Origin of the sequence: Curtobacterium sp. BRD11 (assembly GCF_031844345.1) — a bacterium.
In the GTDB taxonomy this organism is placed as follows: Bacteria; Actinomycetota; Actinomycetes; order Actinomycetales; family Microbacteriaceae; genus Curtobacterium.
Map to the genome: position 1 here is coordinate 20171 of NZ_JAUZUZ010000001.1, position 20167 is coordinate 40337.

The 20167-nt window shown below is 70.0% G+C and carries 20 protein-coding genes; 9 read left to right on the forward strand and 11 right to left on the reverse strand.

What is annotated here, in order from left to right; genetic code table 11:
- Positions 1-168 precede the first annotated feature (168 nt).
- Genes Q9R28_RS00080 through Q9R28_RS00090 form a run of 3 tightly spaced genes read left to right on the forward strand, consistent with a single transcriptional unit; the run spans position 169 to position 3103 of the window.
- On the forward strand, positions 169-549 hold the full coding sequence (locus Q9R28_RS00080) for a lactococcin 972 family bacteriocin (RefSeq protein ID WP_066653484.1): 381 nt from the start codon (positions 169-171) through the stop codon (positions 547-549).
- Between the two features lie 29 nt (positions 550-578).
- Positions 579-2465, forward strand: a complete 1887-nt coding sequence (locus Q9R28_RS00085) for a hypothetical protein (protein ID WP_209683262.1) — start codon at positions 579-581, stop codon at positions 2463-2465.
- The gene (locus tag Q9R28_RS00090) at positions 2459-3103 is read left to right on the forward strand and encodes an ATP-binding cassette domain-containing protein (RefSeq protein ID WP_311205204.1); all 645 of its coding nucleotides are present in this window, start codon (positions 2459-2461) and stop codon (positions 3101-3103) included. Before Q9R28_RS00085 ends, Q9R28_RS00090 begins: the two co-directional genes overlap by 7 nt.
- Before the next feature lie 28 nt (positions 3104-3131).
- Here Q9R28_RS00090 and vsr read toward each other — a convergent pair whose 3' ends face one another.
- The 3 genes from vsr to Q9R28_RS00105 all read right to left on the reverse strand — a co-directional run bounded on the left by vsr (position 3132) and on the right by Q9R28_RS00105 (position 5009).
- Positions 3132-3581: a DNA mismatch endonuclease Vsr gene (vsr, locus tag Q9R28_RS00095; protein ID WP_311205205.1), complete on the reverse strand. Its 450-nt coding sequence runs from the start codon at positions 3579-3581 to the stop codon at positions 3132-3134.
- Positions 3582-3684: 103 nt separating this feature from the next.
- The gene (locus Q9R28_RS00100; RefSeq protein ID WP_311205206.1) at positions 3685-4206 is read right to left on the reverse strand and encodes a hypothetical protein; all 522 of its coding nucleotides are present in this window, start codon (positions 4204-4206) and stop codon (positions 3685-3687) included.
- A 50-nt stretch (positions 4207-4256) separates the two neighbouring features.
- Complete coding sequence (locus Q9R28_RS00105; protein WP_311205207.1) at positions 4257-5009, reverse strand: hypothetical protein; 753 nt, start codon at positions 5007-5009, stop codon at positions 4257-4259.
- Between the two features lie 219 nt (positions 5010-5228).
- Between Q9R28_RS00105 and Q9R28_RS00110 the strand changes: the two genes are divergently transcribed.
- Positions 5229-5444: a DUF1653 domain-containing protein gene (locus Q9R28_RS00110; RefSeq protein WP_311205208.1), complete on the forward strand. Its 216-nt coding sequence runs from the start codon at positions 5229-5231 to the stop codon at positions 5442-5444.
- A 40-nt stretch (positions 5445-5484) separates the two neighbouring features.
- On the opposite strand, the gene Q9R28_RS00115 is transcribed toward Q9R28_RS00110, so the two are convergent.
- From Q9R28_RS00115 to Q9R28_RS00130, 4 genes are all read right to left on the reverse strand, one after another.
- The gene (locus tag Q9R28_RS00115) at positions 5485-5871 is read right to left on the reverse strand and encodes a hypothetical protein (RefSeq protein WP_144411268.1); all 387 of its coding nucleotides are present in this window, start codon (positions 5869-5871) and stop codon (positions 5485-5487) included.
- Positions 5872-5993: 122 nt separating this feature from the next.
- Positions 5994-7640: an alpha/beta hydrolase gene (locus Q9R28_RS00120; protein ID WP_311205209.1), complete on the reverse strand. Its 1647-nt coding sequence runs from the start codon at positions 7638-7640 to the stop codon at positions 5994-5996.
- 95 nt (positions 7641-7735) lie between these two features.
- Positions 7736-7987 (reverse strand): hypothetical protein, encoded by a 252-nt coding sequence (locus tag Q9R28_RS00125; protein WP_311205210.1) that lies wholly within the window; start codon positions 7985-7987, stop codon positions 7736-7738.
- Positions 7988-8144: 157 nt separating this feature from the next.
- A complete protein-coding gene (locus tag Q9R28_RS00130) occupies positions 8145-8918 on the reverse strand; it encodes an SDR family oxidoreductase (RefSeq protein WP_311205211.1) in 774 nt (257 codons plus the stop codon).
- Between the two features lie 122 nt (positions 8919-9040).
- Between Q9R28_RS00130 and Q9R28_RS00135 the strand changes: the two genes are divergently transcribed.
- The 5 genes from Q9R28_RS00135 to Q9R28_RS00155 all read left to right on the forward strand — a co-directional run bounded on the left by Q9R28_RS00135 (position 9041) and on the right by Q9R28_RS00155 (position 12594).
- Positions 9041-10027, forward strand: coding sequence for an AraC family transcriptional regulator (locus Q9R28_RS00135; protein WP_311205212.1), 987 nt, complete (start codon positions 9041-9043; stop codon positions 10025-10027).
- Between the two features lie 133 nt (positions 10028-10160).
- On the forward strand, positions 10161-10652 hold the full coding sequence (locus Q9R28_RS00140; protein ID WP_066653513.1) for a hypothetical protein: 492 nt from the start codon (positions 10161-10163) through the stop codon (positions 10650-10652).
- A gap of 26 nt (positions 10653-10678) precedes the next feature.
- Positions 10679-11422 carry a hypothetical protein gene (locus tag Q9R28_RS00145; RefSeq protein ID WP_311205213.1) on the forward strand — a complete coding sequence of 248 codons (744 nt, stop codon included), beginning with the start codon at positions 10679-10681 and terminating at the stop codon, positions 11420-11422.
- A 56-nt stretch (positions 11423-11478) separates the two neighbouring features.
- Entirely contained in the window at positions 11479-11988 is a 510-nt protein-coding gene (locus tag Q9R28_RS00150) for a hypothetical protein (protein WP_311205214.1), read from the forward strand.
- A 78-nt stretch (positions 11989-12066) separates the two neighbouring features.
- On the forward strand, positions 12067-12594 hold the full coding sequence (locus Q9R28_RS00155) for a DUF6998 domain-containing protein (protein WP_144411271.1): 528 nt from the start codon (positions 12067-12069) through the stop codon (positions 12592-12594).
- A gap of 80 nt (positions 12595-12674) precedes the next feature.
- Here Q9R28_RS00155 and Q9R28_RS00160 read toward each other — a convergent pair whose 3' ends face one another.
- The 4 genes from Q9R28_RS00160 to Q9R28_RS00175 form a co-directional block, all read right to left on the reverse strand.
- Positions 12675-13292 (reverse strand): GIY-YIG nuclease family protein, encoded by a 618-nt coding sequence (locus Q9R28_RS00160; RefSeq protein WP_311205215.1) that lies wholly within the window; start codon positions 13290-13292, stop codon positions 12675-12677.
- Positions 13289-14485: a hypothetical protein gene (locus Q9R28_RS00165; RefSeq protein ID WP_311205216.1), complete on the reverse strand. Its 1197-nt coding sequence runs from the start codon at positions 14483-14485 to the stop codon at positions 13289-13291. The genes Q9R28_RS00160 and Q9R28_RS00165 overlap by 4 nt, the downstream gene beginning before the upstream one ends.
- A 91-nt stretch (positions 14486-14576) precedes the next feature.
- Positions 14577-17255, reverse strand: a complete 2679-nt coding sequence (locus Q9R28_RS00170) for a DEAD/DEAH box helicase (RefSeq protein WP_311205217.1) — start codon at positions 17253-17255, stop codon at positions 14577-14579.
- Between the two features lie 75 nt (positions 17256-17330).
- Positions 17331-19421: a UvrD-helicase domain-containing protein gene (locus tag Q9R28_RS00175; RefSeq protein WP_311205218.1), complete on the reverse strand. Its 2091-nt coding sequence runs from the start codon at positions 19419-19421 to the stop codon at positions 17331-17333.
- Positions 19422-20167 lie beyond the last annotated feature (746 nt).

Genomic DNA, 20167 nt, shown 5'->3' on the forward strand with positions numbered 1-20167 from the left:
GTCGCGGTCGCGACCGGATGACGGACGGGAGGCGCGGTGCCGGCTGGCACCGCGCCTCCCGTCCGTTCTCCTCGCACCAGCTTGATATACCATGCGTGACCCGCGGTGTTCCGGTTGCTACGGTGGCGCTCCTGACGGGAACCCGTCAGGAGTGGAGGAGGAGCAAGCGTGGGGAAGAAGTTGATCTCGATCGCAGCCGCCGCGGTCGTCGTGGCCGCCATCGGGCCGGTCGGAGCGACCGCGGCGGTGGCGGTGGCGTCGGACTCTCCGGCGTCGTCCGGACGGGTGGTCGAGGGAGGCGCGTCCGCTGACCGGGTCGGCGAGACCCGGAACGGGACGGCCTACCCGGAGGGCGGCACGTGGACCTACGGCGTGTGGAGCGGCGAGGTGCACTCGGTCTACCAGCACAACGGCTCTACGCACCGTGCATCGGTGAAGTCGCACGGCGTCGTGACCCGATCGGCGTGGCAGCCACCGACGAAGGTCGCGTACGCCCACCGGCCGAAGGCGGTTTCCGGAAACCAGGCGTTCTGGGCCCGCCGCGGATGAGGAACTTCGCGGCTGCCACCGTCCTGGCGGTGGCAGCCGTCCTCGCGCTGTCGGCAGTGCTCGCGGTGTCCGTCGTCGGCGAGGTCGAGGCACTCGGGCTCCTCGCCGGGCGGGCGACGCTCGAGCTCGCTGAGCTGCCGGTCGGCGAGACGAAGGTCGAACACATCCGGGACATCACCGCTGCGGCTGAGCGTTCCGGGGTGCGAGTCTCGCTCCTGGTTCCGGATCGTGACGGACGGCCCGGGGTGTGGACCGCCTACACGTTCCGGGGGCCGGCAACGCAACCCGGGATCGGCGCGGCGATCAGCACACGGCCGATCGGTGACGGTGGCACGCTCGACCTGCTCGGTCCGATGGCGGTCGAGGGCGACGGACGGTCGGTCCGACGGTTCACCGAGGAGCTGCGGCAGGCCGGGTACACGACGGTCGACACGACGCCCGCTCCGGTCGAGGCGCTCGTCGTGGTCCTGGCACGGCCGACCATCGCGCTCGTCGCGGTCGCCGTCCTGCTCGGACTGGGGATCGCGCTCGTCGCCGAGTCGAGACGCCGTGCCGGACGGCAGGACCTTCGCTTGCGAGCGGGCTGGTCCGGAGGGAGCGTGGCCTGCGCGGAAGCCCTGGACCTCGGTCGCCTGGCGGGCCCGGTGGCGACCGCAGCATGCGTCGGTCCGCCGGTGGCGCTCGCGGTGCACGGGGCCGGCGCTCCGGCGCTCCGGTTCACGACGGTCGTCGTCGTGGTGTGCGTCCTCGCGGCGTTGCTGGCCGCCCTCGTGCTGCACGTCGGCTGCGCCCTGCTGAGCGCTGCCGCGACCCACCGCGCTGCGGAGGCTCGATGGCCGATGGTCCTCGTCGCCGCCGCCGGCATCTCACTCGTCATCGTGGCCGTCGCCGACGTGCAGTGCCTGCAGGACCGTCAGCGGACCACCGCCGAGGCCGAACGGATCCTGGTCGCCGAAGCTGCGCACGGGGACGACGTCGTGCTCGGGACAGCGTCGACGACCCTCGAGCAGGACCAGGCGTTGGGGGCCATCGCGACCGGAGCACTCGCGCGAGGGGACGCCAGCATGGCCTACTCCTCCTTCACGGATCGGTTCACACTGGTCGGCGACGCCAGCGCGTCCCTGCGTGCACTCGTGCCGGGCGGCCTCCCTCCGCACGGGCAACCACTCCTGCTCGTGCCCGATGCCCTCGCCAGCGAGAGCGACGCGCTCCGCGATGCGGCAGCGGCGGACATCGCAACCGGTTGGCAGGTGGAAGGACGTCAGCCTCCGCGACCACTCGACATCCGGATCCGACCGGTGCGCTCGACCGCAGCCGTCACCGAGTCCGCGATCCTCTGGACGAACGGGATCGAACCGCTGCTGCCGACGTGGCCGGACATCCCCGTGTTGGTCGTTCCCGACCCGAAGGACCTCGCACCGAACCAGGTCGGGACCGGCGTCGCGAACGGCGAGGTGCGCTTCGCCGACCGTGCGGCTCTCGAACGCCAGCTGCGAGCTGCCGGGCTCGCGGACATCGTCCTGCAGGTCGACCGCGTGGGGGCCCGCGTGGAACGGCAACTCGGAGAACTCCGGACCGAGCGCCACACGCTGCTGCTGGCCGTCGGTGCTGCGTTGTCGGCCCTCGTGCTCGCAGCGATCTCGCTCGTGGGTGAACACCGCGTCCGCACTGCTCGACTCGGGCGCGTGCAGTACCTGGTCGGACGGCACCCGCTGGTCCGGCACCGGTGGTTCCTCGTCGGCGCGAGCGGCACAGCCCTGACCACCGCCGCGGTGACGAGTGCGTTGTCGGGAGCTCGTGGGGACGTGATCCTCACCGCAGGCGTCGCCAGCGGAGCGGGAGCCCTCGTGTTGCTCGGCGTGGTGTCCGCCGTGATGCCGACGCGTCGAGCGGAAGCGTGGAGGAAGACATGGTGATCGGAGCGCCGGTGCTCGAAGTCGACGGACTGGGGTTCGACATCGGGCCCCGGAAGTTGTGGGACGAGCTGTCCCTGTCCGTCCGTCCGGGGGACGCCGTCGCAGTCCTCGGACCGTCGGGGCAGGGGAAGAGCACGCTGCTCCGATGCCTCGGCGGACTGCAGACCCCGACGCGAGGGGCTGTCCGGTTGCGGGGCGAGGACGTGCACCGGAGTGTTCGTCGCGCCCGGCGGCTGATGCGGCGGGACCGCGTCGGGTTCGTCGTGCAGGACCACGCGGTCGTGCCGCAGTGGACGATCGAGCAGAACCTCGGCGTCGTGCGGCCGAGCGGTGTCCCTCGGCGTGAGCGCGACGAGCGGGTCCAGGAGGCGGCGAACGCGGTGGGGCTCGGGGGCCGCCTCCGGATGCGGGCGGGGTTCCTCAGCGGTGGGGAGCAGCAGCGGGTCACCGCCGCGCGGGTGCTCGTACAACGGCCGTTGCTGGTGCTCGCGGACGAGCCGACGGCCTCGCTCGACGAGATGAGCGCGGCGCTGGTGCGGGACGCACTCGAGCAGCTCCGGAGTGCGGGGAGCGCGATCGTGGTGGCGACGCACGATGCCACGATGCAGGCGTGGGCAGGCGGTCGGATCGCCCTCTGACGCCCGTCGGTCGGAGCACAGCCACTCGTCACTCTCGTCCCCGCCCTTCCGGTCGGCCGACGATGGCGGCCCAGCGGTCGAGCTCGTCCTCGACGAGGTCTGCGACCGCTGCGGGATCGTCGTGCTCCCACGAGCGGAGGACCCGCCAGCCCTCGGCCGTCAGGATCGCCTGGTTCCGGGCGTCGCGCTGCCGGTTCGCGAGGAGCTTCCGCCGCCACAGTTCGGCGTTCGCCTTCGGTAGGTGCGTGTGCTCCTCGCAGAGGTGCCAGAAGCAGCCGTCCACGAAGACCGCGATTCGAGCACGAGGGAACACGAGGTCGGGGCGGACGCGGCACCGGCGGCTGACCTGCCGGTCGATGAAGAATCGACGGCCGCGGCGGTGCAGCTCCCGGCGCAGTGCGAGCTCGGGTGCCGTGTCACGCCGGCCGAAGCGGGCCATGTGGCGACGGCGTGCGTCGTCGGCTTCCCACTGCTCCACCACTCGAGCCTGTCGTGCCGAGGCGTGATCGCGGTCGCGGACGACGACGATGTGGGGGAGGTGCGCCGCTTGCCGGCTGTGCAGGAACGACCGAAGCCGCTGCTCACTCCGGTAGCCCGAGCCGCTCGCACTCCGTCCACTGCTCGGGTCGCCGCTCCGCCAACCACGCCGTGAACTCGTCGTACCCGCGGAAGTTCGTGAAGACCGTGAACTGCTTCTTCTTGCGGTCGTTCCACGCGGTCAGGCTGATGAAGGTCGGCCCACCGCCGGCCGACTGCGTCCCGTACCGGAGCACGTGGATGTCGTCGACCTCGCGACGACGGGCCTTCCCGAAGCCGGACTTCACGAGGTAGTGCCGGTCGAACACGGTCACGCGTCCGGCTGCCAGTGCGAGACCGATCAGGAGGAACAAGGCACCCACCAGGCCGATCAGCACGAACGCGGTGCTGTCCGCGCCCGGGACGACCAACTGCTCGATCACGGTTCCGAGCAGCCCGAAGACGACTGCGGCTCCGCCGAGCACGATGAGGATCTGCTGGGGGAACCTCGGCCGCTGGACGACGAACAGCGGCTCGCCGTCCGCCTTCGCCTCCGTGCCACCCCACGTGTTGATGCTGTCGCTCATCGTTCCCCCTCCGAGGGCCACCGTACCGAACGGGTCCTCCGCTCGCCCCCTCAGTCCTCCGGGATCGTCCGGACCCACTGCTCGAAGGCGAGCGCGTCCTCGTTGCTGAACACGGCGGACGGCCGGGCGTCCTGTCGGCCGGTGAAGAAGAACAGCGTCCCGTCTGCCAGCCCCGGCGTCGCATCGTCGAGCACGGAGGACCTCGGCGCCACACCCTTGCGCGAGAGGAACGTCAGCTGTTCCCCGTTCGCGGACTCCGCGATGCCGGTCTCGCCGTCGAAGAACGCTGCGAGGTCCATCACGAGGAAGACGGTGCTCCCGTCCTGTGTGGTCACGAGGACGGCTGGCCTCGCGCGCGGCTGCCCGAAGGGGCGCTCGGTCACCGCCGCGGTGACGCCGGAGCCGGACCAGGGGCGGACCTGGTCGAGGGGGAGCTTCGCGACCGCGGACGGTGCGGCACGCTTCGCTGGGTGGACGGCCTCGGTGAGCAGCGCCCCGACGAGGACGGCGAGGAACCATGCCGGCGCGGAGAACGTCTTGGTCGCGAGCAGGACGAAGAAGACGCCGAGGAATCCGACCCACACCAGGTTGGGCCACCACCCGGAGCCGCGACGCTGACCGATCGGCCACACGACACTTCCGTACGCCAGCCCGACGAGCGTCGGCACCCAGAACGCAGACGGCCGGATCGTGCCGGTGTGGAAGTGCAACCAGACCGAGACGGCCGCGGCGATGAGCGCGAGGACGGCGAGCACGATGCGTCCGCCGCGCCGGTCTCGCTCGCGGGTGCTGAGCGTGGCCATGTCGTTCCCCCTCGTGCTGTCGAGCTGCGGCGCGCAGCGCCCGCCGTTGTTCCCCTGGTGTGTCCAGTCAAGCAGGACTGGCGGTGCTGGTCTGTCGGATCGGACGTGACCGGGTGGCGGACGGGAGGCGCGGTGGCGGACTGCTGTGTGCCTCCCGTCCGACGGGTGGTCACCCCTCGACGGCTGGCGGCGCCCGCGAGGAGCCCTACGATCGTGCGGGTGAGCAGCGACGTGATGCCTGGGCGGTACCGGCACTTCAAGGGCGGGGAGTACGAGGTGGTCCTCGTGGCGAGGCACGTCGAGACCGAGGAGCCGGTCGTCGTGTACCAGGCGCTGTACGGGGAGCAGGGGCACTGGGTGCGGTCGCTTGCCGACTTCACGGCGCACGTGTCGCGGGACGGGTACGAGGGGCCGAGGTTCGTCCGCCACGGCTGAGCGTGGGTCGCCCGTCAGGACGAGTGCGCCGGTGCAGGGCTCACCCGAAGTCGCTGGCATTGCCGTCGGCGCAGTCCGACGAGAGCTGGAGGACGGTGTTCAGGGCGCTGGAGCCCAACCCGATCTTCGGGCGTCCGTCGCCGTCGGCGCCGAGGTAGTGCAGGGGTCGGCCGTCGTTCAGCGAGGTCGTGGTCCGGTGCGTGGAGTAGCCGTTCTCCTTGAGCACGGCCTCGGCGCGGTCGATGTAGGCCTGCGGGTCGGAGGGTGACTTGCCTTCGACCGACCAGCTGAACTGCACTCCTTCGTCGGAGCGTGGTCCGCACTCGGTCGCGGTCGGCTGCCGCAGCTCCGGTAGGGCCGCTTCATCCAGTGCGCGGAGCTTCTCGACGATCGTCAGGCTCTCGCTGCGAACTTCGTCCGGGGTCATGCGCGATTCCGATCGAGTGATTGTCGGTGTGGTCTGTGGAGTTCCTGGCTGGCCCGCGCAGCCGCCCGTGAGAAGCGCAGCGGCGACGACGAGTGCCGTCGCTCCGTGTCTCTGGAGAGCGTTCATCGAGTTGTGGCCTCCGCCGTGCTCAGGAGTGACTTCGTGCCTTCATCGAAGTATCCCCATTTGTCTCGGTTCTCGTCGTCATCGTGCCGCAGCGGATCATGAGCGTTGACGCCCTCGTTCCCGCTGCCAGGACCCACATCGAGGTGCTCGGCGCCGAAGCCGAACGAGTCAGGGTCGTTCCGACCACTTCCGATGCGCCCACCCGGAGCGACCCATTCGTCGCCGGTGCCCGCGTACACGTGGTCAGCATGCAGCGAAGCAGCATTCGGGACGTCGATGGGGATGCCCGCAGAGCCGAGAGCAACGTAGCTGTTCACGCCGAGGTCTGGCGATTGGCTGACGGCTATGCTGCTCATCGTCGTTCCGTAAGAGTGCGCGACGACGTTGAGTTTCGTGTCCGGACCAACCGAGGCGCGGTAGCCCTTCAGTTCGGCGCTGAGCAGCGGAGCGCCCTTGTGCGCCTTGCCGTCGTACAGGACCGAGGGGTCGCCGCCCGCGATCGGTCCGGGCGTCTCGTATCCGATCCATGCGACGACCGCGGTGTCGTCGGTCGTGAAGAGGGACTGCGCATTCCGGAGGTTCGCCGCAGCGAGGAGGAGCCGCGTGGAGTCCTGCAGGGTCGTCCCCATCCCGGGCACGACGTACGTGGCGTTCGCTGCGGTGTCGAGATCGCCGATGCTTATCGCGCCGAGTGGGGGAGGACCCAGCGTGAGGGACGTGAGCTGACGGACGCCCTCCCGGTTGAGGTCGTAGTGCTTCCTGCGACCCGCGTCGAAGTTCTGCAACTGGTCGCGGTACTTCGTGGCGTCAGCCAGCTGCGCCTCCAGGGCAGGAGACCATCCGGGTCTGTTGCGCTGCGCTTCCAGTGCCTGCACTCGCTGCTTTGCGTCGGCGAGCGCAGACTTCAGCGTGATCCTGTTCGCGGAGTCACGCGCCCAGTAGGCGACGCCGTTGAGGTTGCCGACCACAACAGGGAAGGCCGCGATGAACGCCTCCTGGACGGCCGAGTGCGCATCCCGCGAGCCTTTCCCGTCGTCGCCGCCGAGCCCGGACCACCAATCTGCTACTGCCTTCGGATCGAGGACCTTGCGAAGCCGGTCAGCGAGTGCAGTGTTGCCGGCGAACGCGGCGATCTCCTCGGGTCCCAAGCCGCTGAGAAAGGCGAGCAGCTGCTCGTCGGTCATCCCCGTGATCGCGGCAGCACTCGTCGCGAACGCGCCGATCACCTCGGACTCACCGAGCTTCGACGCGGCCTCCGCATCAGCCGCCCGGCGGCGAACGACGAGGTCCTGCCACGACTGTTCGAGCGCAACTTTCGACACCTGCAGTCCGGCTGCCACCGCGGAGAGACCGAGCATGCGGACCGAGGCGTCATCGGCGTCCGACTCCCGCAACTTCTCGACCGCCCGGGCATTCGCACTCAGGTCGTCGTGGTTCCGGTCCTGAGCCGCCTTGATCGATTGGGCTTCAGACTGGATCTGCTCGATCCTCGTCGCGTAGGCGATCAGGACTGTGGCAGCTCGATCGACATGGCTGGCGATGCGCTCGCCGCCGGCGCCGACTTCGACTGCTGCGGCGATGAACGACGTCTTGTTCTTCGCTTTCCACTCGCCGTCAGTGATGACCGCCGCCTGCTGGCGCACCTCATTCGAGGCTGAGCGGATCCCCGACGATCGCTGTTGAAGACGCAGTGCGACGGAACGAATGGACCGTGGATCGCCAGCGGTCGGATCTGCGATCACCGGCCGGCCGCGCGAGCTCGGGAAGCGTCCCAGTCCTCGAACGCAGAGACGACCCCGTGCGCCTGCTTCGCGACTGCGCAGGTGTTGTTCTCGAGGACGGCGATCGTATCGGCCTGGACGCGGAGTGCGGTCTCGAACGCGGAGCGCACCTCGGCTGCGCCGAAGTCCGCACTACCGAGCACGGTGACTGCGATGCTGCTCAGCTGCGTCTGACTCTGTTCGATCCTGCCAGCGATGCCGCGGATCACCCTCGCGTCGATGACGACATCCGTCACGGTGTTCCTTCCCCCGAAGTGGTACGTCCGGCAGCATATCAGCGCGCTGCGCGGACGGGAGGCGCGGTGTCGGCCGGCACCGCGCCTCCTGTCCGTCAGAGACTCCGCTTGTCCGCGTGCGTCGGTCCGGTCAGTCCAGTCCCGTCGACGCGATCCCGCCGTCGACGTCGATGGTGCCGCCGGTGACGAACGCGGCCTGGTCTGAGACCACCCAGCGCTCGGCGCGGGCGATGTCGACCGGCTGCACCGGGACGCCTGCAGGGGTGCCCTGCGTCATCGCGGCGAGGACGTCGGCCGAGTCGGCGTTGCCCGGGGTCGCCGTCGCTCCCGGGGCGACGGTGACGACGCGGATGCCGCGGTGGCCGTACTCGGCGGCCCAGGCGCGGGTGAGCTGTTCGACGGCGGCTTTCGTGGCGGGGTAGAGGGCCATGAAGGGGACGCCGACGCGGGTTATCCACGAGCCGATGTTGACGATGTGGCCGCTGCCGCGCTCCGCCATGCCGGGGGCGAGGGCCGCGACGAGGACGTGGGGTGCGCGGATGTTCGTGGCGAGGAGGGCATCGACGGTGTCGTCGTCGAGGGACTCGGTCGGGCCTCCCGGGTAGACGCCCGCGTCGTTGACGAGGACGTCGACGTGGCCGCCGAGCTGGTCCCGGGCCTCGGCGGCGAGTGCGCGCACGACGTCGGGGCCCTGCGACAGGTCGGCGGTGAGGGCGACGGCGCGCCCGCCCTGGTGCTCGATGTCCTCGGCGACGGCGCGGGTGCGCTGCTCGTCTCGGCCGTGGACGGCGACGGTCAGGCCGGCGGCGGCGAGTTCGCGGGCGATGGCCTCGCCGATGCCGCTCGAGGCGCCGGTGACGAGGGCGGTCCGGGATGGGGTCTGGTCGTTCGGTGTGGTGGTCATGCCTCGATGGTCCGGCGTCTTCGGTTGCCGCGGCTTGCCCGGATCCACGAGGACGTTGCCGGATCCCGCAGCAGGACCTCGGAGCGCTGTCGCGGTCTCCGTCCCGTGGGTAGCGTGACGATGTGGACGACCGGATCGCGCAGCACCTCGACCGTGCGGCGGCGACCGCGTCCGCGCATGCGGCGGTCCCCGGGAAGGACCGGCAGGACGCCGTCGCCCGAGCGGGAACGGCGCACCACGCGGAGACCCTCGGGTTGACCGTGTCGAAGGTGCACGAGCCGACCGGGCTGTTCGACCGACGCTACGAGCCGTCGTTGTCGGTCGTGCTGCGGGGGCGGAAGCGCTCGATCGTCGGGGACGACGACCAGGTGTGGGGCCGCGAGCGGTTCATCATCACGCCGGTGGACCTGCCGGTCGTCGCCGGGGTCGTGGACGCAGCGGGGGAGGACGGGTTCGTCGCGGTGGTCTGGCGACTGGACCCGGTGGTGGTCGGGGAGGTCGTCGCGTCGATGTCGGTGCCGGCTGCCGCGGCGGTTGCGGCTGCGGTTGCTCCGGGTTCGTCGCCGTCCGGTGCGGTGTCGTCGTTGCCTCGGCTGGGGAGTTGGACGGAGCCGCTCGCGGACGCGTTCGCCCGGCTGATCGGGCTGCTCGACGCCCCGGAGGACGTCCCCGTGCTCTTCCCGCTGGTCTCTCGGGAGATCGTGCTGCGGTTGCTGCAGACCGAGCAGGCGCCGCGGATCACGGCGGCGCTCGACGGGACCGGGCCCTCGGTGGTCGCCGGAGCCACGGCGCTGCTCACCGGACGGATGGCCGAGGGGTGGTCGATGGAACGGCTCGCACGGGAACTGCGGGTGAGCGAGTCGACGTTGTTCGCCCGGTTCAAGGAGGCGACGGGGATGACGCCGGCGCAGTACCTCAAGCGGACGCGATTGGGGGAGGCGCGGCGGCGGATGGTGGTGCACGGGGACACGGCGGCGCGGGCTGCGGCGGCGGTGGGGTTCCGGAGTGCGTCGCACTTCTCGCGGGACTACCGGGAGGCGTACGGGAGGCCGCCGGCGGCGGATGCGGTGATGGTGCGGGGGCAGTTGGCGGTGGCGGGGGCGGTCTGACCGCTTTCACTCGATCCGATCGGGGCTGCGTTGCGATCGCAGACAGTTGGTATATTACTCGTTCGCATTCTGTGTACCACTGCTACTTTTCTCGGGTCCGGTCATCCTGACCTCGAGAGAAGGAAAGAACACGATGCACATCCTCCGTCGCTCCGTCACCGCGCTGTCCCTCCCGGTCCTGCTGGCCGCACCACTGGTGGTGTCGCAGCCCGCCTCGGCAGCGACGCCGACCGAGGCCACCGGCCAGAGCACGATCGTCGACCCGGCGTTCAACCCCGCTGACGCGGTGCGGGTGGACGAGGACGGCAACCCGATCAGCCGCGGAAACCCGTGCCACGATCGTGCCTTCGCCGCGATCCCGACGATGCAGCTGTCCGTGCCGGGATGCGGCATCATCGGCGCCAGCAAGAACACCACGCTGACCTACAGCTGGTACCGCGACCGAGGGCAGGTCGGAGTGTGCGTGTGGGCGAAGGGCTTCAACTCGCGGGCTCAGACCACCTGGACCCAAGCCGGGTGTGGGACCGGCCGTCGCGGCGTCAGCGTCCACTGGGGCAACGTCTCCGCGACGAAGCAGATCAAGGGGATGACTGCGTCGGGTGTCGCCGGTGTGCAGTGGGGATGAGGAGGAGTGGAACCGGTCGGATCAGCGTGGTTCTGATCCTTCCCGCGCTCGCGGTCCTGTCCACAGCGGCCTGTGCGTCGCCAGCGACGGGATCGCCGACTCCCACTGCGAGTGCGACGCCGGTGGGGAGAGTCGAACCGGTCTCATGGCTCGACGACGTTGCTCGGGCCCTGGTCGACCAGGTGCCGTGCAACGACCGGGACGTGTACCGGGACGACCTGGTCTCCTGGGACACGATGCGTGGCTACGACTGCGTCGCAGGCACATCGACGACCTCGATCCGCGTCTACTCGCACAGCGAGGCCGTTGACCAACTGGTCGACGAGTGGTCCGACACTCTCGGCTCCGGGCGGGCCGGCAGACGAGGAGATCACTGGATCATCGTCGGGCCCGAGGAAGTGGTCTCCAAGATCTCGGCCCCTGCGGACGACCCCGAGATCGCATTCCTTGATCGTCACGGCGCTGAACCCACGCAGCGTGAGGAGTACCTCACCACCTGCGCGCGCTTCGCCGTCGACGAGATGTCGCGGCGGATCCGACGCGAGAAGACCGAGAAGGCTGATGCGCAGTACTACGAGCAGCTGTTTCCCTCGGTTGCTGGCGAGATCCGGTCGGTCGTTCCCGAGGACGAGATCGCCAAGGTACGAGCAGAGCGCGACGAGGACCGATGGCCCTCGATGCTCTCCCGGTTCGGACCGCAGGTGAAACACCTCTGCGCCGACGCGGCTCGGAGGCTCTCGCACTCCCCGACGAGTGTTGAGGAGCGCTGATGACCAGGGAAACCGGGTCACGGCTCGCGCTTGCCGCGGGCAGCATCGGGGTCGCGGTGCTCGCCGCCGAGGACCTGTGCAGGCTGACGGTCGGTGGCCTCTTCGTCGGATCGGTCCCACTCGTCGTCGCACTCGTGAGTGCCGTGCTGTTGAGCATCGGCCTGCTCACGCTGCGTCGCGGCAGTCGTGAGGTGCAACTGAGCACGGTTGTGCTGCTCCTGCACCTCGTCGTCCGTGTGGCCGGCCGGGGCCTCGTGGGCGCCTCCGAGGGAATCGTCGCCTGGGCGGTCACGGCGCTGGCGCTTGCCGTACCGCTCCTGGTGATCGTGGTCGGTGTCATCGCAGCGCGAACGATCAGACGTGCATCGTGGCGAGTGCTCGGCATCGGGCTCGTCGTCGGCGGCGTGCTCTGGCTCACGGGGAACTGGTACCCCATCCCGCTCCTGCTGCACGTCGTCGTCGAGTTCGTCTGCATCGCTCTGATCGCCGTCGTGCTGTGCCGGCCGGTCGGAGCCCGGGTTGCGGGAAGAGCGCGGCATCTGTGGGCTACGGCCGCGGTGCGGTGATCAGCGACGGACGGGAGGCGCGGTACCAGGGCGCAGCGTGCCTCCCGTCCGAGCCTGGTCAGTTCGTAGGCTCGCAGCATGTCTGCGCACCGACCACCATTCGACCCGGCCGCACTGACGGTGCGGCAGCTCCTCGCCTCCTCGGTGGCGGTCATCGACGAACTGTTGCGGCGCGGGTTGATCCGGACACGGAACTCACCGCTCGGTGACCTCGCGGAGAGTCTGGCTCTTCGCGCCTACGGCGGCGAGCTCGCTCCGAACTCGGAGAAGAGCTTCGACCTCAAGACCGCCGACGGGTTGCGGCTACAGGTGAAGGCACGACTTGTGCGGCCGGACGACAAGCGGTCGCAGACGTTCTCCGCGTTCCGGTCGTGGGACTTCGACGCGGCGCTGTTCCTGGTGTTCGACGCGTCGACCTACGACCTCGCGTGGGCACGCCAGGTCGGCCGGGCGGAGACGGAAGCACTCGGACGGCGTGTGGAGCACACGAACTCGTACGCGATCCTCGTACGGCAGGTGCAGGGGGCTGGGGTCGACGTGACCGCCCAGGTCGCGGCCGCCTACGAGCGCATCGACGGTCCCGCCGACGATCGACCATTGGGTTGAACGCGGCGATAGTCCGGATCGTTCGGTCCCGACCAGCCGCGGAGATCAGCCTCGACTGGCGCCGAACACCCCGACCGCCTTCAGGGGATCGTGTCGTGTGCTCTGAAGCGCAACGCCGCCCGCGCCGCACGCAGCGCCGTCCGAGAAGTCGGTGCGTGCACGATGTTGAGCGGAGGATCCCAGTGTCGGATGACCCGCGATTCGACGTCCCCGAGGCGTATGCCCAGCCCCACAGGGAGCGCCCAGGTCGCGAGTTCGAGCCGGTCCTGCATCCACGTGGACAGGCGTCCCTCGTCCTCCGGATGCAGCGAGAAGCCCTTCGACGCGTCACTCGCAGTCTTGCCCCTCGGGACGGGCCGCAGCTCGAGTTCATCGGCGAGGAGCGCCGACAACGAGCGGCGGAGCGTCGACGAGCCGGACCGCACCTTCGCGCCGTCGACGCCGAAGTGGGCGCGGAGGTCACGGTCGCGCAGGCTCCGTTCTGCCTTGCCGATGTAGATCGGCGCTGCGCGGCCTTGCGAGCCGATGCCGAGCTGCTCGGTCACGGCCCCGTCCGCCCAGATTGCGTAGAGCCCCGGCTCGTTCGGTACGTCCGCTGCGCCTGCCCGGCGAAGTTGCCCATCCAGGACCTGGACCGCGTCCCCGACGGCTCGAGCGAGCACGTCCTCGGGCCGAGCGGCCGGGGGGAGCGCGCTCATTCTCCGTCGCTCTTCTTCTTGGACTTGAACAGCCCCGCGACTCGGCCTCCGACGGCGTCCGCGGCCCCCGCGACCTTGCCGCCGACGTTCTTCACCGCAGTGAGCGCCTGCGCCTCGTCCGGTTCGCCATCGCCGTCCCGGTCGACTCGGCGGAACACCCGCGTCGCACCACTCGCCGCGCTCGACACGCCGGAGCCGACGGCGCCCGCAGCCCCGCTGACCCACGTGCCGGTCGACCGAGCGGCGTCCTCGAGAGCGGCGAGGGCGCGGTTGTCAGACTCTTCGTCGTCACCGTCGGTCTTCACGGTCAGGGCGAGGTGATCCGGGAACTCCGCCGGCGGCTCGGGGAACGCAGTCTTCGCAGACTTGACCACGTCGCGTCCGAAGACGAAGCGCGCGACCCCACCAGTGACTGCGCCGACGCCGTACTCGATCGAGGCACGCTGCTTGCCCGTGAGCCCCTCTCGGACCGGATCGAGTTCACCGGTCTGGATCGTGCGCATCAGGCTCTGCGCGGCGCCGCCCGGGAGCGCATCCGACAACGTGGTCGCCCAGTGCGACCAGTCGTCGCGACCAGCGGCGATCTTCTGGCCGGTCGAGACGGTGCCTTCGGATGTCACCTCGGCGACATCGGTCGCCATGGCTGCGATCTGCTGCTGGCTGACCCGCTCGTTGGTCAGGCCGAGGACGAGCGCCTGAGCCTGGTCCTTGTCGAGGTCCATGCCGTGCAGGTCAGCGACAGCGAGACCGAAGACGGCGGTGATCTCGAACTGCAGCTGCTGGTCACCGGCGGGGAGCAGTCGCGCCGCGGCGCCCTTGGCACCCGTGCGTGCCGCGTTCTTCGCGGCAGTCTTCAGGGCCACCTTCGTGCCCGTCTTCGCAGCCTGTGCGCCGGCGCTCTTCGCTCCGGCGACGGCAGGGCCGGCAATCGGGATCGACGCGATCGCGATGTCAGCGGCGATCGAGCCGACCGTGATCGCCGCACCAGCGGTGGTGATCGAGGTGACGTAGTGACGCTCGAGCATCTGCACGATCTCAGTCGGCGTCGCCGACGGGTTCCGTCGCCGGAGCCACTTCACGTACTGACGGGCGAGCGCGCGTCGGCCGGTGACGGCCTTGGCGATCTCCCGGGTCGCCTCCTCGGCTGGGACCTCTGCTTCGAGGGTCTCGTCAGGGGCGTCGATGTCGGTCATCGCGGGGTCCTTCGTCTTGAGCCGCGCTCGGGTACGCGGTGATGAAGCACATGGTTGCACGAACGAGAGACGTTACGGAGCCAGCCTTGAGTCATACGGCGCCGGCGCCGGCGCCCTCGTCAGCTCGCTCGGGAACCAGCTCCGAGACGTTGAGTCGCTCCCGCTCCTCTCGCAACACCTGCGCGATCAGCTTCGAGTCCGACACGTCCACCGCCTGCGCCGACGCCGAGGCCGTTTCGCTGACCGCCGCGAAGTCCTCGAACGTCTGCGCCTTCCGTGCAAGCATCCGCACCAGTGCGGCGTCGACGCCGTCCTCGGACAGCAACCGATGGACCTGCACCGACTGCAGCTGCCCCATCCGCCGCGACCGGGCGATTGCCTGCCATTCAGTGGTCGGCTTGAGCTGGGGCTCGCAGATCACGACGACCGATGCGGCCTGGATGTTGAGACCGACGCCGCCAGCCTCGATCTGCGCGACGAGCACCGCTCCTGGTTCGGCGGCGGCGAACTCGTCGACGAGGTCCTGGCGTGCCGCGGCGGGCGTGCTCCCGGTGAGGGGACCGAACACCGCGCCGCCGTCAGCAACCGCCTGGACAGCCGCGGCGAGGACGGAGCGGTAGTACGAGAAGACGAGCACCTTCCGGCCGTTGGCCCGCGCCTCGTCGACGATCTCCACGAGCGACTCGACCTTGCTCGACTGTGTGCCGCCGAGCATCGCGAGCTGACGCATCGCGTGGAAGTCGTCTGCGGCAACTGCGTCGGCGTACTGCGCTGCCTCGGTGTCCGTCAGGTCGGTCCACTCTTCGACCTCGACCAGCTCCGGGAGCTCGGTGAGCACGTCCTCCTGACGACGGCGCAGGTACACCGGCGCGATCTGCTTCCGGAACAGCATCGGGCTGTCGTCGGACTGGTCCACCACGAGGTCCGGTCGGATGTGGTCGATGAGCACCCGGAACTCGTCGACGCGGTTCTCGAGCGGTGTGCCCGACATCAGGATCGCTCGATCCGTTCGCCGGAGCAGCGCACGTGTGTTCATCGTGCGCTTCGCCTCGGGGTTCTTGACGTAGTGCGCCTCATCGACGATGACGGAGGCGAACCGCAGCTCCTCGGGCACACGGGTGCGGAGCCACTCGAGCGTCTCGTACGTCGTGACGCCGATGCCGCCCTCGTCCGTCCAGAGCCGCAAACCGAGCAGTCGAGCCGGACCGTGCAGCCGGAAGGCGCGGACGTCAGTGTGCCGCTCGGCCTCACGGACCCAGTTCGCGACGACGGCCGCCGGGCAGACCACGAGGAAGTGCGGAGTCCGACCGGGTGTCGTGCCGGCGACGTGTGCGATCGTCGCAAGTGCCTCGATGGTCTTGCCGAGGCCCATCTCGTCGCCGATGACGACCCGCTGCTGCACGAGCGCGAAGGCCGCCGCGAACCGCTGGTACCCGCGGAGTGACGCGGACAGCCGCGAGGTGTCGAGCGAGAAGCCCTCCACCTGTGCGATCAACTCGTCGCCCAGGTCGCCGCGGGCAGCAGCGCCCGCTGGCTTCGTCAGTCCGGCTTCGTCGAGCAGGGCGAAGAACGCGGCGGGCCGCTGCAGGAAGTCCTGCCACGGGTCGCCCGGTGTCGCCCGAGCACGCTCATCCACCCGCTGCGTACGGTGCCAGGCATCCTCGGCCGCCGCGAGGATCGTCTGACGGACGGCGGTCGGGTCCGCCGCGCGCTGGTCCGGGATGACGAGAGCGATCGATGCGCCGCGCTCGATCATCGTGGCCAGAGGTCGCAGTCCGTCGACGAGGTTCTGTTCGCGCGGGCCGACGACGGCCTTCGCTACCTCCCACTCGAGCAGGGCACGGACGAGCGCGAGCGACTGGTCGTCACGCCGTGCGGGGTCGATGCGGACGACCGCGTCCTCCCTCGCTGCCGCTTCCAGCGCGCGGGCGGCACCGTTGATGCGCGATGCCGTCGCCTCGCCGACCCCGGCGAACTGTCCGGGGAACACCGGGTTCCGCAGCACGGCACCGACGGTGGTCACCCCGGCGTCGCGCAGTGCTCCGAGGCGCAGGCGGTCGCCGGTCGCATCGCGCAGCCGGTCGATGTCCATGCGGTCGAGCTCGTGCCGTGCTGCCGCTTCGCGGTCCGCTCGGCCCGCTTCGACGACGTCGGCGTGGGCGATGCGTTCGCGCGTGATCGCGTCAGCGAGTCGCGTCACGATCGCGGGAAGGTCTCTCATGCCGTCGAGTGCGAGTGGGGCGCCACCGCTCAGGTCGGGTGCGACCGTCGCCAGCGGACCGCGTGGGTCGGTCAGCGCCTCCAGTGGGACGGCCGGCTTGGGGACGTGCCGGTCGTCGACGGACTGGAGGCGCTGTACGGCTCCGGTACGGTCCAACCACTCGAGCGTCTGGTCGAGGAACGCATCGCCCCGAGCGGCCGCTTCGCGGCGCTCACGGCCCGAGAACAAGGCGTTGAAGCCGCTTCCGCGGCGCGCGTCTTCGAGAGCCTGCGGGACGTCATCAGACAGCACACGCACGACCGAGCTCGCCGCGTCGTCGACGCGCGGCAACATCTGCCGGCGGACCAGGTCAGCTGCGAGGTCGGCATCCGACGGAACGAGCGGGACGAAATCGGCCCGGACGTCGTCGACGTGGAGGGATGCTCGCCGTTGGCGGAGCGCGACGACGGCAGCATCGGCGGCTGCCCGCACGGCGGTCCGGTGTTCCGTGACGCCGATGGCTGCCTGGCTCAGGGCGTCGATCCGGTTGCGTGCTGCCTTGTCGGCCATGGCGTGCTCCGAGGTGTCGTTGGTGGAACGAGGGGATGCGGCGTGCTCCGACGGTACCGGGAGCCCGGCCGTCGGTCAGCGGCTCGCGAGGGTCTTCCCGAGCGATCCGACCCAGAGCCCGTCACGGGCCCGCGTCATCCCCACGTACAGCTCCCGTCGGTCGAGCTCGCGCCGTTCGCGATCTGCGACCGACTCGGTCTCCGGCGCATCCGCGAGGAGCTTCGCCGGGACGTGGGGCAGGAGCACCTGCTTGAACTCGAGGCCCTTCGCGCGCTTGATCGTGCCGACGCGGATCTGGTCCGAGCTCTTGCCGGCGTAGTACTTGAGCGACACCGAGGGCACGCCAGCGGCGTCGAGCACCGCCCGGACCTTGTCGGCCTGCGGGTTCGTCGCCGTCAGGATCCCGACGTCGCCGTGGCCCGTCCCGACGAGCCGGAGGACCTGCTCGACCCGCGCGAGCAACGCTGCGTCGTGCGCGTCACGATCGGCGAAGTGGTGGACTCCGGGCTGCTCGCCGGAGCGCGACACCGCAGACACCGCGTCACCGGTCCCGTCGATGCCCTCGATGTCCATGAACTGGTCGTCCGTCACCATCTGCTTCGCGAAGTCGAGGATCTCGGCGGTGTTGCGGTGGTTGACGTCGAGCACGACCCCGCGGCCCGTGAGGCTGATGCCGACCTCGCCGAGGGTGTAGCCGCCGGGGTAGATCGTCTGCTGCCCGTCACCGATCAGGGTCAGGCCGTCGGGGCGGTCGCCGACGAGGGCGTGCAGGAGCGAGACCATCGCGCACGACAGGTCCTGGGCCTCGTCGACGATGACCGCGTCATAGCGGTCGAGGGGCAGTTCACGGAGCGCATCGCGCGCGAGGAGCACCGTGTCCTCGAAGTCGCAGACGCCCCGACGGCGGAGGTTCGACGAGTACGCCTCGTACAGGTCCCAGACCGCCTGGCGGACCTCGACGGGCAGCGCGTGCTTCCGGCCCACACGGGCGAGGTCGGCGTACTCGTCGAAGCGCGTCAGACCGCGACCCTTGATGACGTAGGCGACCTCGTCCTCCCAGTAGCGGCGCGTGAAGCGCGCCGCCTTCAGCGGACTGGACGCGCTGATCACGTTCCACGCATCGGAGAACGCGCGCTGTGCCTCCAGGGTGTCGATCGCGAAGGTGACCCCGCGCTCCTTCAGGAGACGGTTGGCGAAGGCGTGGACGTTGACGAAGTCGACGCGGCCGACCATGTCGGGTGCGAGCCGCTCGAGCAGTGACTCGAGGACCGCGGGAAGAGTGCGGATGTAGGTGGTGAAGAGGACGCGACCACCGGTGGCGCGCGCGAGGTAGGCGGCGCGGTGCAGGCCGACCACGGTCTTGCCGGTGCCGGCGGCACCGCGGATGCGAGCGGGGCCGTTGAAGTTGCGGCGGACGAGCTTGGCCTGAGCGGGGTCGAGGAATGCCATCCAGTCCTCGATGGGTGCTTCGAGGACGCCGTCGAGGAGGTGGTCGACTGTTTCGTCGTCGAGCGTCGGAACCTGCTCACGGGGGAGTACCGGTGCGGGGACGACGAGCTGCTGCGCCGCCGCCGGTGCCTCGCCGATGACGGGGAAGTGCTCGAGGAGCGCGGCGAGGACCTCGTCGACGCGCTTCGCGGAGAGCCGTGCGCCGCGCTTCGTGAGGTGTCCGATCAGGTCGTGCACGCCGACGATGTCGACGGAAGCGACCCTGGCGTGCATCTTCTTCTGGCCGGCGAGGGCGGCGACCGCGTGGACCTCGCCGGGTGCGAGACCGGTGTCGACGAGGGCGGCCTCGGTGCTGTAGGCGAGGTCGGCGAGGCGGGCGATGTCGTCGGTGACGTCCTCCTGGCCGCGGGTGATGCGGTCGTTGTGGACGGCGACGTCGCGCCACGCCTTCGTGTCGACGATGAAGACGCCGGAGCGTCCGACGACGACCATGTCGACCTGGGCGGTTCGGCTGCCGGGCCAGCGGCGGTCGGCGAGGAGGTGGTAGCCGATGCCGGCGAGCGGGGCGAGGACGCGGGCGGTCTCGCTCTCGGTGCGTTCGGCGATCTCGTAGCGGACGGCGGTCTGCTCGGCGTCGTCGGCGCGGCGGCGGTGTTCGGCTGCGAGGCCTCGTTGGCGGCGGGCTTCGGTGCCTGCCGATTCTCCGGCGAGCGTCATGATGGTTCCCCGGGGGATCTTGCTCGTGGCGCAGCGCTCGTCGTCCCCTGGGCGTGCGGTGCTGGATCAGCCTCGCGGGAGGGGTGACGTGGTTGCTAGCACCTCTTCTGGGGTCGAAGCTTTTGCGGCAAAGTTGCCCGGCCGGGCTGGGGAAGTGACGGAACGCTCCTCACTCGATCGGTCACGAGCGCGACGTCGAGTCCAATTGTTTAGCAGCGATCTCAGCACGACCTCTATAGGGCTCGCCGCGAGGTTCATCGGACTGTCCGACCAGCTGCGAGATGGGGGCGGCCGGCGAGGGCGATGATAACAAAGTCATCCGCGCCCGCGCCCGCTCCTGCCAGTCGCTGACGCACCTGGCGACGGTGTCTGGGGACACTGTACCCATGACGGGTGGGTATGCCATCCGTGGCGGCAATGGGCGCCGGGGAGCAGTCGCGAGCGGCCGACGAGTCGACCTGCCGCTACATCCGAGTGGGGGCGCTTGCGCTTCTAACCACTCCGCGACGCGGACCCCGAGCATCGGCGTTCGTCACCCGAGCAGGCCGAGCGCGTCTCGCGAATCCTCGCGGCGTGCGCGGCAGGATCCCGAAAAGCACGCGCGGCACTTCGAGGCTACCCGCGTCAGCGAGCGAGTCTGGCGAGCGAGTGAGCATAGCTCGTGAAGTCCCGTGATTGTGTCGGTCGTACGGAGGAAGATCTCATGCCCAGGCACAAAGTCGAGCAGAGGCGCGATCTGGTGAACG

Excerpts from the sequence above, each read along its gene's own strand:
- Q9R28_RS00090 (WP_311205204.1), top strand. The coding sequence starts at position 2,459 with ATGGTGATCGGAGCGCCGGTGCTCGAAGTCGACGGACTGGGGTTCGAC.
- Q9R28_RS00100 (WP_311205206.1), bottom strand. The coding sequence starts at position 4,206 with ATGAGCGACAGCATCAACACGTGGGGTGGCACGGAGGCGAAGGCGGAC.
- Q9R28_RS00105 (WP_311205207.1), bottom strand. The coding sequence starts at position 5,009 with ATGGCCACGCTCAGCACCCGCGAGCGAGACCGGCGCGGCGGACGCATC.
- Q9R28_RS00115 (WP_144411268.1), bottom strand. The coding sequence starts at position 5,871 with ATGACCCCGGACGAAGTTCGCAGCGAGAGCCTGACGATCGTCGAGAAG.
- Q9R28_RS00130 (WP_311205211.1), bottom strand. The coding sequence starts at position 8,918 with ATGACCACCACACCGAACGACCAGACCCCATCCCGGACCGCCCTCGTC.
- Q9R28_RS00140 (WP_066653513.1), top strand. The coding sequence starts at position 10,161 with ATGCACATCCTCCGTCGCTCCGTCACCGCGCTGTCCCTCCCGGTCCTG.
- Q9R28_RS00155 (WP_144411271.1), top strand. The coding sequence starts at position 12,067 with ATGTCTGCGCACCGACCACCATTCGACCCGGCCGCACTGACGGTGCGG.
- Q9R28_RS00160 (WP_311205215.1), bottom strand. The coding sequence starts at position 13,292 with ATGAGCGCGCTCCCCCCGGCCGCTCGGCCCGAGGACGTGCTCGCTCGA.
- Q9R28_RS00165 (WP_311205216.1), bottom strand. The coding sequence starts at position 14,485 with ATGACCGACATCGACGCCCCTGACGAGACCCTCGAAGCAGAGGTCCCA.
- Q9R28_RS00170 (WP_311205217.1), bottom strand. The coding sequence starts at position 17,255 with ATGGCCGACAAGGCAGCACGCAACCGGATCGACGCCCTGAGCCAGGCA.
- Q9R28_RS00175 (WP_311205218.1), bottom strand. The coding sequence starts at position 19,421 with ATGACGCTCGCCGGAGAATCGGCAGGCACCGAAGCCCGCCGCCAACGA.